General features: G+C 66.9%; 1 protein-coding gene (only partly in view). It reads right to left on the bottom strand.

The window, feature by feature from the left end; all coding sequences use genetic code 11:
- Window positions 1-17,610 carry part of the coding region annotated (locus JGU72_RS22920) for a non-ribosomal peptide synthase/polyketide synthase (protein WP_199686384.1) on the bottom strand (this coding region is incomplete at its 5' end). Its footprint begins 12,454 nt before the window's first position, so 17,610 of the 30,064 annotated nt are shown.

The following is a 17,610-nucleotide window of genomic DNA, read 5'->3' on the forward strand; positions in this document are numbered from 1 at the left end:
ACGAACATGCCGATCAGATCGTCCAGCTCGGCTTCGCCGCGACCGGCGATCGGCGTACCGACCGAGATGTCGTCGGAGCCGGAAAGCCGGGCGAGCAGCACGGCGAGCGCGGCATGGACGACCATGAACAACGAGGCGTTCTGCTCGCGGGCCAGCGCGAGCAACTCACGGTGCATGTGCGGATCGATGGTGAACCGCAACGACTTTCCACGGAACGACTGCACTGCGGGCCGTGGCCGATCGGCAGGTAGCTCGAGCTGGTCGGGCGCGCCCGCGAGGGCACGCTGCCAGTACGCGACCTGGCGTGCCGCCAACGATTCCGGGTCGGCCTCGTCACCGAGCAATTCGCGCTGCCAGAGCGCATAGTCCGCATACTGCACCGGCAACGGTGCCCAATCCGGGTAGTCACCCTGCGACCGTGCGAAGTACGCCGACATCAGATCCCGGGTCAGCGGGCCCATGGACGAACCGTCCGCCGACACGTGGTGCGCAACCATCGCAAGTGCGTAATCGGTCGGCGAGAGCTCGAACAGCGCAACCTTCAGCGGCACCTGCACAGTCACGTCGAACGCCGTCATTGCGAGGGCAAACACCTTCGCGGGCAGCTCGTCTTCGGTGACCTGCTCCGGTTCGAGCGGCCGCACAACCTCTGCAGCCGGCAAGATCAGCTGCCGTGGGCCATCCGCGGAATCGGGGTAGACGGTGCGCAGCGACTCGTGCCGCGCGATCAGGTCGCCGATTGCCGACTCCAGCGCGGCCACGTTGAGCCGTCCGGTCAGGCGTACCGCCACCGGGATGTTGTCCACTGCGGATGTGGTGTCGAACTGGTTCAGGAACCAGTAGCGCTGCTGGGCAGCCGACAGCGGGAGACGCTGCGGGCGTTCACCTGCCGTGAGTCGTGGCCGGGTCCGCCCGCCGCTCTGCAGTTGACCGAGCCGAACCGCGAGAGCGGCTACCGTCGGCGCCTCGAACAGCTCGCGCACTCCTACGGTGGCGTCCAGTGCCGCACCGATGCGCGCGGCGACCTGAGTCGCGATCAGCGAGTTGCCGCCGAGTTCGAAGAAGTCGTCGTCCAGACCGACCCGGTCGATACCGAGCACGTCGGCGTAGGTATTGGCGACGATTTCCTCGATCGGCGTGGTCGGGGCGCGGAATACCTTCGCCTCGAACACGGGCGCAGGCAACGCCTTTCGGTCCAGCTTGCCCGACGCGTTGAGCGGCAGCTCGTCGAGCACGACGAACGCGGACGGCACCATGTACCCGGGCAGGGTCAGGGCCAGCTCGGTGCGCACCGCAGCTGGGTCGAGGATCGCCCGCGGGTCGGCGACCAGATACGCGACGAGCTGATCGCCGGTGTTCGCGTCGTTGCGCACGAGGACCACTGCTTGCGCGACAGCATCGAGGCCAATCAGAGCAGTTTCGATTTCGCCGAGCTCGATGCGCAGACCACGCAGCTTCACCTGGAAGTCGGTACGGCCCAGGTAGTCGATCTCACCGCCGGAGTTCCAGACGACGAGGTCACCGGTGCGGTACATCCGCTCTCCAGCAGCCCCGAACGGATTGGCCACGAACCGATCTGCCGACAGGTCGGGCCGCGCAACGTAGCCGCGAGCCAACTGCACACCCGCGAGATAGAGCTCACCCGCGACACCGACCGGCACTGGGCGCAGCCGCGAATCCAGGACGAACACCTGCGTGTTGAACACCGGTGCACCGATCGATACGCCGCTCACGTCGGCATCTGTCACCTCGTGGAAGGTGACGTCGACCGCTGCCTCGGTCGGGCCGTAGAGGTTGTGCAGCGCGGCGCCGGTGAACTGCCGGAACCGTTGCGCCACAGCACCTGGTAGGGCCTCGCCCGACGCGAACACATGCCGCAACGAACGCGCACGCTGCGCACCCGACTCCGCAAGATGCGCCACGAACACTGCCAGCATCGACGGCACGAAGTGGGCCGTCGACACTCGCTGACTCTCGATCACATCGACCAGGTACGCCGGATCCCGATGCCCATCCGGCCGCGCCACCACCAACCGCGCACCAACCTGCAACGGCCAGAAGAACTCCCACACACTCACATCGAACGTCGCCGGCGTCTTCTGCAGCACAACGTCATCGGCATCCAACCCGTACGCCGACTGCATCCACACCAACCGGTTCACGATCGCCCCGTGGGAAACCGCAACACCCTTCGGCCGTCCCGTCGACCCCGACGTGAAGATCACATACGCCGCATTCTCGGCACGCAACGGCGCCAACCGCTCCGCATCCGTGACCGGCTCCGCCGACAATCCAGCCAGATCCAACTCGTCGATCAGGATCGCGTCTGTGGCGACGAAATCGTCACTGCGAGTACTGAGTACACACACCGGCCGCGCGGTGTCGAGAATGTAATCGATACGTTCGGCAGGGTGGTCCGGATCCACCGGCACATAGGCACCACCGGCGACGACCACCGCGTACATCCCGATAACGAGGTCGAACGAGCGGCGCATCCCCAGCGCAACCATCGAGTCCGGGCCCACGCCCTGCGTAATCAACCACCGCGCAAGTCGATTCACCCGAACAGCCAATTCGCCGTACGTCAGCTCGGAACCCTCGAACACCAACGCCACCGCATCCGGCGACGCCTCGACCTGCGACTCCCACAACGACACCAGTGTTGCCGCCGAATCGACGGCGTGCGCGGTGTCGTTCCACCCGACGAGAAGCTGCCGCCGCTCGGCAGGATCCAGCAATTCCACTGCGCCGACGGGCAATTCGGGATCGTTGCCGACCACGTCGAGAACCCGGCTGAACCGCCGAGCTATCGCGGCGACCGTCGATTCGTCGAAGAGATCTGTGGCGTACAGGATTTCGACCGCCAGACCGGCGGGCACACCGTCACCGTCGTAGCGCTCGGTGACCACGAACTGCAGATCGAACTTCGCGATCGCTGCTTCGAAGTCGTATCCATCGGCGCGGAGGCCCGGTAGCTCGAGCGTTACGTCAGCCGTGTTCTGGAAGGAGAGCATGACCTGGAACAGCGGATGCCTGGCCTGCGAGCGAGCCGGGTTGAGGACGTCGACCAACCGCTCGAAGGGCAGGTCGGCGTTGCCGAATGCCGCGAGGTCGGTTTCTCGAACCTGCGCAAGCAGTTGCGCGAACGACACATCCGGATCTACCCGGCTACGCAGCACGAGCGTGTTCACAAACATGCCGATCAAGTCGTCCAGAGCCGCTTCGCCGCGGCCCGCGACCGGTGTGCCGATGACGATGTCGTCGGTTCCCGACAGCCGGGCGAGCAGAATCGCCAGCGCAGACTGCGTGGCCATGAACATGGTGACGCCACGCTGGCGAGCCAGTTCGCCGAGTCGGCGGTGCACGTCGGCGCCGATCTCGTGGGCATACACGGCGCCACTGTTCGACGCGACCGCCGGACGTGGCCGGTCCGCGGACAGGTCGAGCTGGTCCGGAATGCCGGCCAGCGCTTCGGTCCAGTACCGAACCTGTTCGGCGATCAGCGAACTCGGATCGTCTTCGCTGCCGAGGACCTGCTGTTGCCACAATGCGAAGTCCGCGTACTGGACGGTGAGGGGAGCCCAGGTGGGCTCCTCGTCACGCGACCGGGCGGCGTAGGCGACCATGATGTCGCGAGCGAGCGGACCCATCGACCAGCCGTCGGAGGCGATGTGGTGCGCAACCAGAATCAGCACGTGCAGTTCGTCCGCGACCTGCAACAACTTCGCACGGAACGGGACGCTGGCGGTGACGTCGAAGCCGGCGCCGATCTCGCCGACAACCGCTGCTGCCACATCGGCCGGTGCAACCGGAATCGACTGCAGTCCGGGAGCGGTCCGCCCGGCGGGCAGGATCTGCTGGTAGGCGTAGCCGTCACTGTCCGGGTAGATCGTGCGCAGCGTCTCGTGTCGCTCGACGACGTCGGCAACCGCCGCCTGCAACGCGCCGACATCGAGAGCTCCGGTCAGCTGCACAACGGCGGGAATGTTGTTCACCGCAGAATCGGAATCGAAACGGTTCAGGAACCACATGCGCTGCTGCGCCAGCGAGAGCGGGATCCGGTCCGGCCGTTCCTGCGGCACGAGCGGGGCGCGGCCGTGTCCGGCATGCGACTCCGCACGCGCTGCGAGCGCGCCGACCGACGGCGCTTCGAACAGCATTCTGACCGGCACGACAAGACCGAGAGCCGCACCGATTCGTGCAGCCACCTGCGTTGCGATCAGTGAGTTACCACCGAGATCGAAGAAGTTGTCGTCCAAGCCGACGCGGCCGGCACCGAGGCCGAGCACTGCCGCGAAGGTATTCGCAACGATCTCCTCGATCGGGGTCGACGGTGCACGGAAGGCGCGCTGCTGGAACGTCGGCGCCGGTAGCGCACGCCGGTCGAGCTTGCCGTTGGCGCTGAGCGGCATCGCGTCGAGGGCAACGATTGCCGACGGCACCATGTAGGAGGGCAGAGTTGCCGCAACGGCGGCCGACAGTGCGGTCGGATCAACCGACCGGCCCTCGGCTGCAACGACATACGCAACCAGTTGGTCACCGAGGTGCGGATCGGAGAGGACCAGAGCAACCGACTGCGCGACCGAGTCTTCGCTCGACAGCGCCGCTTCGATCTCGCCGAGTTCGATGCGCAGACCACGCAGCTTCACCTGGAAGTCGGTGCGGCCGAGGTATTCGAGCTCCGGCCGGGAATCGGCGGGCGCCTGCCAGCGCACGAGGTCGCCAGTGCGATAGAGCCTGGAACCGTTGGCCCCGAACGGATTCGGCACGAACCGGTCTGCGGTCAGGTCGGGGCGACCGAAGTAACCTCGTGCCAGCTGATCGCCCGCGAGATACAGCTCACCCGCAACGCCGTCCGGCACCGGGTGCAGGCGCGAGTCGAGCACGTACGCCTGCGCATTCCACACCGGGAAGCCGATCGGCACCGGTCCGCGTACTGCCCGCGAGACGGGCGTGTGGGTTGCGTGGACGGTGAACTCGGTGGGGCCGTAGAGGTTGTAGACCTCGGCACTGCAGACGCGGCGGATCGCAGCGACCGTGTCCGCGGTCAGAGCTTCACCTGCGACCAGCAGTGCACGCAGCGAATCTGCCTCCCCCGCAGCGATTCCCGCGGCAAAGACAGCAAGCATCGAGGGCACGAACGACGTCATCGTGACGGCATGGTCCGCGATGACGCGGGCAAGGTACTGCGGATCCCGGTGTCCGTCTGCGGTCGCGACCACGAGCCGCGCTCCCGACGCCGTGGCCGCGAACAGCTCCCACACGGAGACGTCGAAGGTCGCCGGGGTCTTCAGCAGAACGACGTCGTCGACACCGATTTCGTACTGCGTTGCGATCCAGCGCAGCTGGTTCACGACCGAACGGTGTGACACCGCGACGCCCTTGGGGCGGCCGGTCGAACCGGACGTGAAGATCACGTACGCGGCGTTGTCGGTCCGCAGCGGTGCGCGTCGGTCGGCGTCTGCCAAGGGCTCGGCCGACAGGCCGTCCAGCTCCAGATCGTCGAGTACGACAACCTCGCGCTCGGACGCGAACCCGTCGCGTTTCGTCGTCAGCACGACGACCGGTGCTGCTGTCTCGAGGACGTAGTCGACGCGTTCGACGGGCTGATCGAGGTCCAGCGGGACATAGCCGCCACCGGCCTCGAGCACCGCGTAGATCGCCGTCACCAGATCGATGGAACGCCGCATCGCAAGCGCAACAAGCGTTTCGGGACCGACTCCGGCCGCGACGAGATGGCGCGCCAGGCGATGCACGCGGGCGGCGAGCTCGCCGTAGGTCAGCCGGTCGTCCGGGCCGACCAGTGCGACCACGTCGGGCGTGCGGGCTACCTGCTCGTGGAAGCGATCGAGCACCAGGCCGCCGGCACCGAGGGGGACCTCGGTCAGGTTGCGTGCGTGGACGACCTCTTCGATCTCTACCCGGTCCAGCAGTTCGAGATCGCCGATGGCACCGGCGCCGTCTGCGACCACGGCGTCGAGAATCCGGACGAAGCGCTCACCGAATGCTTCGATGGTCGCCGCGTCGTAGAGGTCGGTCGCGTAGTTCAGCTCGGCCGACAGACCTGCGGCAGTGCCGTCGGTATCGACACGTTCGGTGAGCGTCAGCTGCATGTCGAACTTTGCGAGAGCGACATCGAGATCCACGCCGCTCACACTGAGACCGGGCAGTTCCAGGGCGGTCTGGCCTGCGTTCTGGAACGACAGCATCACCTGGAAGAGCGGGTGCCGGGCTTGCGACCGGGCCGGGTTCAGCACCTCGACGAGCCGCTCGAACGGCACGTCCGCGCGGCCGAACGCGTCGAGGTCGACCTGGCGCACGCGGGTCACCAAGTCGTCGAACGACGCGTCGGTGTCGACCTGGGTACGCAGGACGAGCGTGTTGACGAACATGCCGATCAGGTCGTCGAGGGCGCGCTCGCCGCGACCTGCGACCGGGGTGCCGATGACGATGTCGTCGGTGCCGGACAGCCGCGAAAGAAGCACGGCCAGTGCGGAATGCGCGACCATGAACAACGTCGCACCGTTGGTGCGTGCCAACTCGCCGAGCCCGTGGTGGGTCGCCGGCGGGATCTCGAACGCGTGCGTGGCGCCGCGGCCGGATGCAACAGGCGGTCGCGGCCGGTCGGCGGGCAGGTCGATCTGATCGGGTATGCCGTTCAGAGCCGTTGCCCAGAAGTCGATCTGACGTGCGAGTAGCGAGTTCGGATCGTTCTCCGAGCCGAGCACCGCACGCTGCCAGATGGCGTAATCGGCGTACTGCACCGGCAACGGCGTCCACGCGGGTTCGCCGCCGTCGACACGCGCCGAGTACGCCGTCATCACGTCGACGGTCAGTGGGCCCATCGAGAACCCGTCGGCCGAAATGTGGTGCACCACAAGGGCGAGCACATGTTCGGTCGGAGATATCTCGAACAGTCGCGCCCGGAAGGGCACCTCGGCCGTGACGTCGAAGCCCGACAGCACGAGTGCCGCGATCTCCGCGCGCAACTCGCTTTCGGTGACCTCGATCGGCGAAAGGTCGGGGATCACGCGTGCCGTCGAGACGATCTTCTGGTACGCCGAGCCGTCCACCTCGGGGTAGACGGTGCGCAGCGATTCGTGCCTGGCGATGACGTCCGCGACCGCGACCTGCAGCGCCTGCCGGTCCAGCAGTCCCGAAAGCCGAACAGCGACCGGGATGTTGTTGACTGCGGCGGCAGTGAGCGCAGCAGCCTGCTCTGCCCGGCCGTTGCCCTCGACCGGGGTACCGACCGACTCGTCGACGGCACCCATGTCGAAACGGTTCAGGAACCACATCCGTTGCTGCGCAAGCGACAGCGGGATATGGGCGGGCCGCGGCTGCGGCACGAGCGCCGCGCGCGCTCCTGCACCTGCGTGCGATTCGACGCGTGCGGCCAATCCGCCGACGGTGGGGCTCTCGAACAGCTCGCGTACACCGACGGTCGTGTCGAGTGCGGCGCCGAGTCGCGCCACGAGCTGAGTCGCGACGAGCGAGTTGCCACCGAGGGCGAAGAAGTCGTCGTCGAGTCCGATGCGGGCGGATTCGCCCGCCAGCCCGAGGACCTCCGCGAAGACCTGCGTCACGATCTCCTCGGTCGGCGTGGTCGGTGCCCGGAAGGCCTTGGCCTCGAACACGGGCGCCGGCAACGCCTTTCGATCCAGCTTGCCCGACGCATTCAACGGGAACTCGTCGAGAACCACGAAAGCTGACGGCACCATGTAGCCCGGCAAGACCGCGCCGAGTTGCGCACGCAACTCTTCGACGTCGACGACGCTGCCCGACGCCGGGACGACATAGGCCACCAGTTGCTCACCGAGGCGCTCGTCGGAACGGACCAGAACCACCGAACCAGATACCGAATCCAATTGCGACAGTGCGGTTTCGATCTCCCCCAGTTCGATTCGCAGGCCGCGCAGCTTCACCTGGAAGTCGGTGCGGCCCAGATACTCGACCTCGCCGGTCGCGTTCCACACGACCAGGTCGCCCGTGCGGTACATCCGCGCACCCGGGCCGCCGAAGGGATTGGGCACGAATCGATCTGCGGTCAGATCGGTGCGGCTCAGGTAACCGCGCGCAAGTTGGTCACCGGCCAGATAGAGCTCGCCGGGTACGCCGACCGCGACCGGCGACAACCGGCCGTCGAGTACGTATAGCTGCGTGTTCCACACCGGCCGGCCGATCGGCACGGCAGCCACATCGGCGTCGGTCACCTCGTGGTAGGTGACGTCGACCGCGGCTTCGGTCGGACCGTAGAGGTTGTGCAGTGCAGCGCCTGTCAGCGTGCGCAACCGCTGCGCGACACCACCCGGCAACGCCTCACCCGATGCGAACACGTGCCGCAGCGAGATGGAGCCCTGCCCTGCTTTGTCGTCGGCCAGGTGCCCGACGAAGACCGCCAGCATCGACGGCACGAAGTGCGCCGTCGTTACGGCCTCGGCACGAATAGTGGCGACCAGATAGGCCGGGTCGCGATGCCCGTCCGGCCGTGCGACCACGAGTCGCGCGCCGTTCTGCAACGGCCAGAAGAACTCCCACACCGATACGTCGAAGGTTGCCGGCGTCTTCTGCAGGACGACGTCGTTCTCGTCCAGGGCGTATTCCGCCTGCATCCAGAGCAACCGGTTGACGATCGCGGCGTGCTCGACTGCGACGCCCTTCGGGCGGCCCGTGGAACCGGAGGTGAAGATGACGTACGCGGTGTGCTGCGGACTCAGCGGCGCGAGACGCTCGGTGACTGGTCCATCGTCGAACGTCGACAGATCGAGTGTGTCGACCTCCACGAGCGCCACGTCGCCGGCCGTGAACTCGTCGCGACGCGTGGTCAGCACGCAGACCGGTGCCGCGGTTTCGAGCACGTACTCGATGCGTTCTTCAGGCTGGTCCGGATCGAGCGGAACGTAGCCGCCGCCCGCCTTGAGCACGGCGTACATCGCGACGACCAGCTCGGTGGAACGGCGAATAGCCAAGCCGACCAGCGCTTCCGGGCCGACACCGGCGCCGATCAGATAACGCGCCAACCGGTTGGCGCTCGCATCGAGTTCGCGGTAGGTCAGCTCGGCACCTTCGAAACGAAGCGCAACCGCGTCAGGTGTCCGCGCAACCTGGTCTTCGAACAACGACACGAGTGTCGCGGCAGGAACCTCGTGGCCGGTCGAGTTCCACTGGGAGAGCACCAGAGCGCGCTCGTCGGCGGCCAGCAGCTCGATGTCACCCAGCGGCGTCTCGGGATCCACGACGACGGTCTCGAGGACGCGCAGGAACCGCTCGGCGAAGGTACCGACCGACGGCTGATCGAACAGATCGGTCGCGTAGTCGATGAAGACCGCGATACCCGCTGGGCTCGCGTCGCCGTCGAAGGTCTCCGTCGCCGTCAGATGCAGGTCGAACTTTGCCGTCACTGCGTCTGCCTCGACACCGTCGATCGACAGCTCCGGCAGCTCGAAGTGGAGGCGGCCGGTGTTCTGCAACGTCAGCATCACCTGAAACAGCGGGTGGCGGGCCTGCGAGCGTGCCGGATTGAGAACCTCGACGAGGCGCTCGAACGGCACATCCGCGTGCCCGAAGGCGCCGAGGTCGACTTCCCTTGTGTGCGCGAGGAAGTCGGTGAATCCGGCGGCGGCATCGAACTGGGTACGCAGGACGAGCGTGTTGACGAACATGCCGATCAGGTCGTCGAGCTCGGCCTCGCCGCGTCCGGCGATCGCCGTACCGACTGCAATGTCCGACGTGCCCGAAAGCCGCGCCAGGGTCGCGGCGAACGCCGCATGCAGCACCATGAACAGCGACGCACCACGGCCACGCGCCAATTCGGCAATCTCAGCATGCAGCTGCTGCGGAATTGTGAAGTGCAGGCGCGCACCGCGATTGGTCGCAACTGCGGGGCGGCTGCGGTCGCTCGGCAGGTCGAGCTGTTCCGGCAGGTCGGCAAGTGCGCTCGTCCAGTAGTCGAGCTGCGAACGCAACAGCGAACCCGGGTCGTCCTCGGCACCCAGCACGTCGCGCTGCCACATGGCGTAGTCGGCGTACTGCACGGGCAGTGGCGACCAGGCCGGCTGCGCGCCCTCCGCGCGTGCGGCATAGGCGATCATGACGTCGCGAGTGAGCGGCCCCATCGAGAAGCCGTCCGACGAAATATGGTGCACGACAACGACAAGAACATGCTCGTTCGGTGCGACCCGGAACAGGCGAACGCGCAGCGGTACCTCGCGCGTGACGTCGAATCCGGTCAGCACGACCGCGCCGATCTCCTGCTCGAGGCGAGCGGCGGGCACCGGAATCGGGCGCACGTCCGGCAACGCGTCGGCCACCGGCAGGACCAACTGATACGGGCGGCCACCGACCTCCGGGTAGACGGTGCGCAGCGGTTCGTGCCGGCCGATCACGTCGACCACGGCGCTGCGGAGCGCTTCGGTGTTCAGCGCACCGGTCAGCCGCACGGCAACCGGGATGTTGTTGACGGCAGATGCCGGGTCGAAGCGGTTGAGGAACCACATCCGTTGCTGGGCAAGCGAAAGCGGCGGATGTTCGGGCCGCTCTCGAACGGTCAACGCGGGTCGCCCGCCGGAACCGGCATGCACCTCGGCGCGTGCGGCGAGGGCGGCAACCGTCGGCGCTTCGAAAACGGTCCGGACGGGCACCTTGGTGTCGAGCGCCTTGCCCAATCGCGCGGCGAGTTGCGTTGCGACGAGGGAGTTACCGCCGAGTGCGAAGAAGTCGTCGTCGAGACCGACCCGATCGGTCTCCGCGGTAAGCCCGAGCACGTCGCCGAACAGCTGCGCGACGATCGCCTCGACGGGCGTCGTCGGCGCACGGAACTCTCGGGCCTCGAACACCGGCTCCGGCAGCGCCTTGCGGTCCAGCTTTCCGTTTGCGTTGCGCGGCAATGCTTCCAGCACGACGAAGGCCGCCGGAACCATGTAGGACGGAAGCTCTGCGGCGAGCGTCTCGCGCAACGCCGCACTATCGACGGCGCCGGCGGCGGCAGGCGTCACGTACGCAACAAGTTGCGGACCGGCGTGCGGGTCCCGGTGCACGACGACCGCACATGAGCCGACCGAATCCTGCGCGTCGAGAACGGTTTCGATCTCGCCGAGTTCTACTCGGAAGCCGCGAATCTTGACCTGGAAGTCAGCGCGGTCCACATAGGTGAGCGCACCGTCGGACCGCCACTTCACAAGGTCGCCGGTCCGGTACATCCGGCCGCCGGTCGCCACGCCGAACGGGCTCGCGACAAAGCGGTCGGCAGTCAGGTCGGCGCGTCCGTAGTAACCGCGCGCCAGCTGATCGCCCGCGAGATAGAGCTCACCCTGCACGCCGACCGGAACCGGCTGCAGGCGATTGTCGAGGACGTAGACCTGCGTATTCCATTCGGGCGCACCGATGGACACCGAGGTGCCTTCGATCTCGGTGACCAGGCCGGACGTGACCGAGACGGCTGCCTCGGTCGGTCCGTACAGGTTGTAGAGCTGTGCCGTGTTCTCGTCGACGAACCGCCGGGCGGTCGCGGCGGGCAGTGCCTCACCGATCGCAAGCACACGTCGCAGGCTGCGCGGCAGCGGTCCGGCTGCGGCCGCAGAAAGCATCGAGACCATCGAGGGCACCGCGTGCAGCGTCGTCACGGCCTCGGCGCGCATCCGGTCGAGCAGGTAGTCGGGATCCTGCTGGCCCCCCGCCCGCGCGATCACGAGGCGGGCTCCGGAGACCAAGGCGGACCAGAACTCCCACACCGAGAGGTCGAAGGTCGCCGCGGTCTTGAGCAGCACCGAGTCCTCGGTCCCGAGGTCGAATGCGGCTTGCTTCCAGCGCAATTGGTTGACGATCGCACCGTGCGCGACGGCGACACCCTTGGGCCGGCCGGTCGAACCGGACGTGAAGATCACGTAGGCCGTATTCGCCGCGTGCAGCGGCGCATGCCGGTCCGCGTCGGCGACGGGTTGCGCCGAGTAGGCCGCAAGGTCGAGGCCGTCGATTTCGACGACGGAATGTTGCCCACCGTGCGCAAAGTTCTCGTTCGCGGTCGACAGAATGCAGACCGGTGCCGCTGTGTCGAGTACGTATGCGATGCGGTCGGCGGGATGTTCCGGATCGACCGGGACGTAGGCGCCGCCGGCTTTGGTCACCGCATACATCGCGACGACCAGCTCGACCGACCGTCGCATCGCCAGCACCACAAGGGATTCCGGACGCACACCGTGCTCGATCAGCCAGCGCGCGAGACGGTTCACGCGCGCATCGAACTCTGCGTATGTCAACTGCTCGTCATCAGTCACCAGTGCGACCGCATGAGGCGTCGCCGCCACCTGCGCGTCGAACAGTTCGGCCAGGGTCGCGCCGGTAGGCAGCCGGTGCGCGGTCGCGTTCCAGTCCACGAGGACCCTGCGCCGCTCGTCGGGAGCGAGCAGGTCCACATTTCCGACGGCAACAGAGGGATCGGTGCTCACCTCGGCGAGGAGGCGCTGGAAACGGTCGGCGAAACCTGTGACGGTCTCGGTGTCGAACAGGTCGCGGGCAAATGTGAAGATCGCCGACATACCTGCGGGCGTTCCGTCGTCGGTGTAGCGGTCGCTGACGATCAGCTGCAGGTCGAACTGTGCGACACCGGTATCGATGTCGAGCGCCGAGACACTGAGCCCTGGCAGCGCGAGCCGTGTATCGGCAAGGTTCTGGAACGAGAAGCCCACCTGGAACAACGGGTGCCGCGCGGTCGATCGTGTCGGGTTGAGCACCTCGACGAGACGCTCGAACGGAACATCCGCGTGCGCCATCGCCTGCAAATCGTCGTGGCGGACCCGGCCGAGAAGGTCCGCGAAGGACTCGCCGCCGTCGATCTGGGTGCGGAAGACCAACGTGTTGACGAACATGCCGATGAGGTCTTCGAGGACCGCGTCGCCGCGCCCGGCGACAGGCGTGCCCACTGCGATATCACCGGTGCCGGACAACCGCGCAAGCAGGCCCGCAAAAGCAGCGTGCATTGCCATGAAGAGTGTCGAATTGTAGTCGCGCGCGACCTGACTCAGCCTGCCGTGCACGGCCGCGTCGATCTCGAAATCGATACGCCCGCCCAGGAAGGACTGGTTCGCGGGCCGTGGCCGGTCGGCCGGCAGGTCCAACTGATCGGGCAGGTCCGCCAACGCGCCACGCCAGAAGTCGATCTGCTGCGCCGCCAGCGACGTCTCGTCGCTCTCGTCGCCGAGCACTTCGCGCTGCCAGATACTGAAGTCCGCGTACTGCACAGGCAGTGGTTCCCACGCCGGGCTACGCCCGTCCGAGCGCTCCGAGTAGGCAACCACGATGTCGCGCGCGAAGGGTGCCATGGACGAACCGTCCGCAGCGATGTGATGCATGACCGCACCGAGGACGTACTCACCGGAATCGACCGCGAACAGCCGGACCGCGAGCGGCACAGCAATAGTCACGTCGAACTGTGTCGTGGCGAGTTCGTACAGGGCGCCGTGGAGTTCGTCCGCGCTGACCGAGACGGTGGTCAGTTCCGGAATCGCGCCGGACAGCGGCAACACGACCTGCACCGGTCCGTCGGCGGTCTCGGGGTACACCGTTCGTAACGACTCGTGGCGCGCGACGACATCGCTGAGCGCGTCGTGCAGCGCAGCGACGTCGAGGTCGCCGACCAGCCGCAGCGCCATCGGAATGTTGTAGGCCGTCGAGGTGGGATCGAAGCGGTTGAGGAACCACATCCGTTGCTGCGCAAGCGACAACGGGATCTCGTCCGGACGCGGGCGCGCCACCAGTGGACGCCGCGTCTCGCGGTCCGTGTGCCATTCCAGGCGGGCGGCCAACTCGCCGACGGTCGACGCTTCGAACAGGGTTCGCACAGGTACCGACGCTTCGAGCTTCGCACCGATGCGTGCGACGACGCGCGTCGCAATCAGCGAGTTGCCGCCGAGGTCGAAGAAGTCGTCGTCCATGCCCACGCGCTGCAGTCCGAGGACCTCGGCGAAGACTTCGGCCACGATCTCTTCGATCGGTGTGCTCGGCGCCCGGAACACACGTGTCTCGACTGCGGGGGCCGGCAGTGCCTTGCGATCGAGTTTGCCGTTGGCGGTCAACGGGATTGCGGCGACGACGACAAGCGCCGACGGCACCATGTAGGCGGGCAACAGCTCGGCCGCACCGTCGCGGACCGCGTCGACCTCGATGGTCGCTCCCGGTGCGGCGACCGCGTACGCGACGATCCGCTGGTCACCCGGGATGTCCTCGCGCACGATGACCGCGACCTGGCCGACCTCGTCCTGTGCGAGGACAGCCGCCTCGATCTCGCCGAGTTCGATGCGGAAACCGCGGACCTTGACCTGATCGTCGGCACGGCCGAGGTAATCGAGTTCGCCTTCGCGGTTCCAGCGGGCGACGTCGCCCGACCGGTACAGCAGGCTGCCGGGCTCGCCGAACGGGTCGGCGACGAACCTGCCCGCCGACAGTGCCGGCTGGCCGAGGTAGCCGCGAGCCAGTTGGACACCGGCAACGTACATTTCGCCGGGTACGCCGACCGGGACCGGCTCGAGCCTGCCATCGAGAACGTAGACCCGCAGGCCCGGAATGGCCCGGCCCACAATGCTGCTGGTTGCCCTGGCAACGGTCGGCTGGTCGAGTTCGCGGTGCGAGACGTGCACGGTGGTTTCGGTGATGCCGTACATGTTGACGAGGCGCGGAGCATCGTCGGCGTGGCGGCCGTACCAATCGCCCAAGCGGCGCAGTTCGAGGGCCTCACCACCGAATACGACGTAGCGCAGCGCCAATTCGCGGTCTTGCGTGCCGGCCTGGCGGTCGGCTTCGGCGAGCTGGTAGAACGCCGAGGGCGTTTGGTTGAGTACCGTGACCTGTTCGCGGTAGAGCAGTTCGAGGAACTGCTCCGGCGACCTCGACGTGTAGTAATCGACCACGACGAGTGTGCCGCCGTAGAGCAGCGGACCCCACAGCTCCCACACCGAGAAGTCGAATGCGTACGAGTGGAACATCGTCCACACGTCGGTGTCGCCGAACCCGAAGGCATCCTGCGTGTTTGCGAACAGTCGCACGACGTTGCCGTGCGGGATGAGCACTCCCTTCGGACGACCGGTCGAGCCCGAGGTGTAGATGACGTAGGCGGGGTTCGAGTTACGCAGCGCGGCAATACGATCGGCATCGGTTATCGGCGCTGCGGAGAGCTCGTCGAGCGCTACTGCATCGATCTCGATGACCGGGAGTCCGGCGGGCAGTGCGACCTCTCGATCCGATGTGGTCACCACGCAGACCGGTGCCGCGTCGGAGAGCATGTATTCGATGCGCTCGGCGGGGTAGGTCGGGTCCACCGGCAGGTACGCGCCACCGGCCTTGACAGTCGCGAGCAACGCCACGACCAGCTCCAGCGAACGCGGCAGCGACACTGCGACGAGTGCTTCGGGTCCAACGCCGGATCGAATCAGCAGGCGGGCCAACTTGTTTGCGCGCTCGTCGAGCTCGCGATACGTCAACGAGGAATCGGTATAGCGAACCGCGACGGAGTCGGCGTGCGTCGCTACCGCGGCGTCGAAGAGATCGACCAGAGTCACCGCCCGCGCAGCATCGTCGGCCGTGTCGGGGCCGCTCGAATTCCAGCGTTCGAGCACGTCGACGCGTTCGCCGGCCCCGAGGATGTCGATCGCGCCGACCGGCGCCTCTGGGTCTGCGACGGCGCCGCGGAGAACGCGCATCAGGCGATCCGAAAATTCCGCAATGGTCTCGGGATCGAACAGTTCTGTGGCGTAGGTGATCTGCGCGGTCATGCCGCCGACACCGGAGTCGACAGGGTTCTGCGCGACCGTGAGCTGCAGGTCGAACTTCGCCATGCCCGCGTCGATATCGAGCACCTCGGCACCGACCCCGGGGAGCGCGAACTCGCGCTGCGGGATGTTCTGGAAGGTCAGCACCACCTGAACCAGCGGGTGGTGCGCCTGCGACCTCGTCGGGTCGAGAATCTCCACGAGACGCTCGAAGGGCAAGTCGGCGTTGGCAAATGCGGCAAGGTCGGTTTCGCGCGCCGTGCGCAGAATGTCGGCGAATCCGCGACCGGGATCGACCTCGGTCCGCAACACCAACGTGTTGACGAACATGCCGATCACATCGTCGAGGGCCTGCTCACCGCGGCCTGCGATGGGCGTGCCGATGGCGATGTCGGTCGTACCGGTCGAGCGGGCCGCCAAGATTGCCAAGGCCGCATGCATCACCATGAAGAGGGATGCACCGTGTGCGTGCGCCAGCTCTGCGAGGTCCTGGTGCAGGTCCGCGTCGATCGCGAAGTCGAAGGTGCGGCCACGGTTCGAGGCGACCTCGGGGCGCGGCCGGTCCATCGGCAGGTCGAGCTGTTCGGGCAGTTCGGCGAGCGTCCGCGTCCAATAGTCGACCTGCTTGGCGATCAGCGACGTCGGATCTTCTTCGGCACCGAGCAGTTCGCGCGTCCAGAGCGTGTAGTCGGCGTACTGCACCTCGAGCGCTTTCCAGGTCGGCGCTTCGCCGTCGACCCGCGCCGAGTACGCAACCATCACGTCGCGAGTCAGCGGGATCAGCGAGAAACCGTCGGAGCTGATGTGGTGCAGCACCAGCACGACCACGTGCTCGGTCGGCGAAAGCCGAAGCAGGCGGGCGCGGAAGGGCACTTCGCGGGTGACGTCGAAACCTGCCGACGCCAGCTCGACCAGTCGCGCGGGAAGCTCTGCTTCGGTGACCGTTTCGACGGTCAGTTCGATGTCGACCTCTGCGGTCGGTACAACGACCTGCACACCTGTGCCATCCACATCGGGGTAGACGGTGCGCAGCGATTCGTGCCTGGAAAGCACGTCGCGCATGGCGGCTTGCATGGCGGCGACGTCGAGGTCGCCACTGAGGCGGACGGCGACCGGGATGTTGTTCGCACCGGATTCGGGGTCGAAGCGGTTGAGGAACCACATCCGTTGCTGGGCAAGCGAAAGTGGAATCTGCCTGGGTCGCTCGACGGCGGTCAGTGCGGCACGGCGCCCCTCGCCCGCGTGCGACTCGACACGGACCGCGAGCGCACCGACCGTGGGCGCCTCGAATAGTTCGCGCACCCCGACGGCCGCGTCCAGTGCCGCGCCGAGCCGGGCTGCGACCTGCGTTGCGATCAGCGAGTTGCCGCCGAGTTCGAAGAAGTCGTCGTCGAGTCCGACACGGTCGATGCCGAGCACCTCGGCAAAGGTGTTGGCGACGATTTCCTCGATCGGCGTGGTCGGGGCGCGGAAGACCTTCGCCTCGAACACGGGCGCGGGCAACGCCTTTCGATCCAGTTTGCCCGACGCGTTGAGCGGCAGCTCGTCGAGCACGACGAAGGCCGACGGCACCATGTAGGCGGGTAGGCGGACGGCGAGTTCTTCACGAATGTCGTTCAGGTCGAACGGGAGTCGCGGATCCGCCACCACGTAGGCGACGAGCTGATCACCGGTGTTCGGATCCGTGCGGACGAGGACCACGGCCTGCGCGACCGGATCAACGGCGATGAGTGCGGCTTCGATCTCGCCGAGCTCGATACGCAAACCACGCAACTTCACCTGGAAATCGGTACGACCGATGTACTCCAACTCACCATCGACACCCCACCGCACCAAGTCACCCGTCCGGTAC

The sequence above is a fragment of the Antrihabitans auranticaus genome, from assembly GCF_016481275.1.
GTDB lineage: Bacteria > Actinomycetota > Actinomycetes > Mycobacteriales > Mycobacteriaceae > Antrihabitans.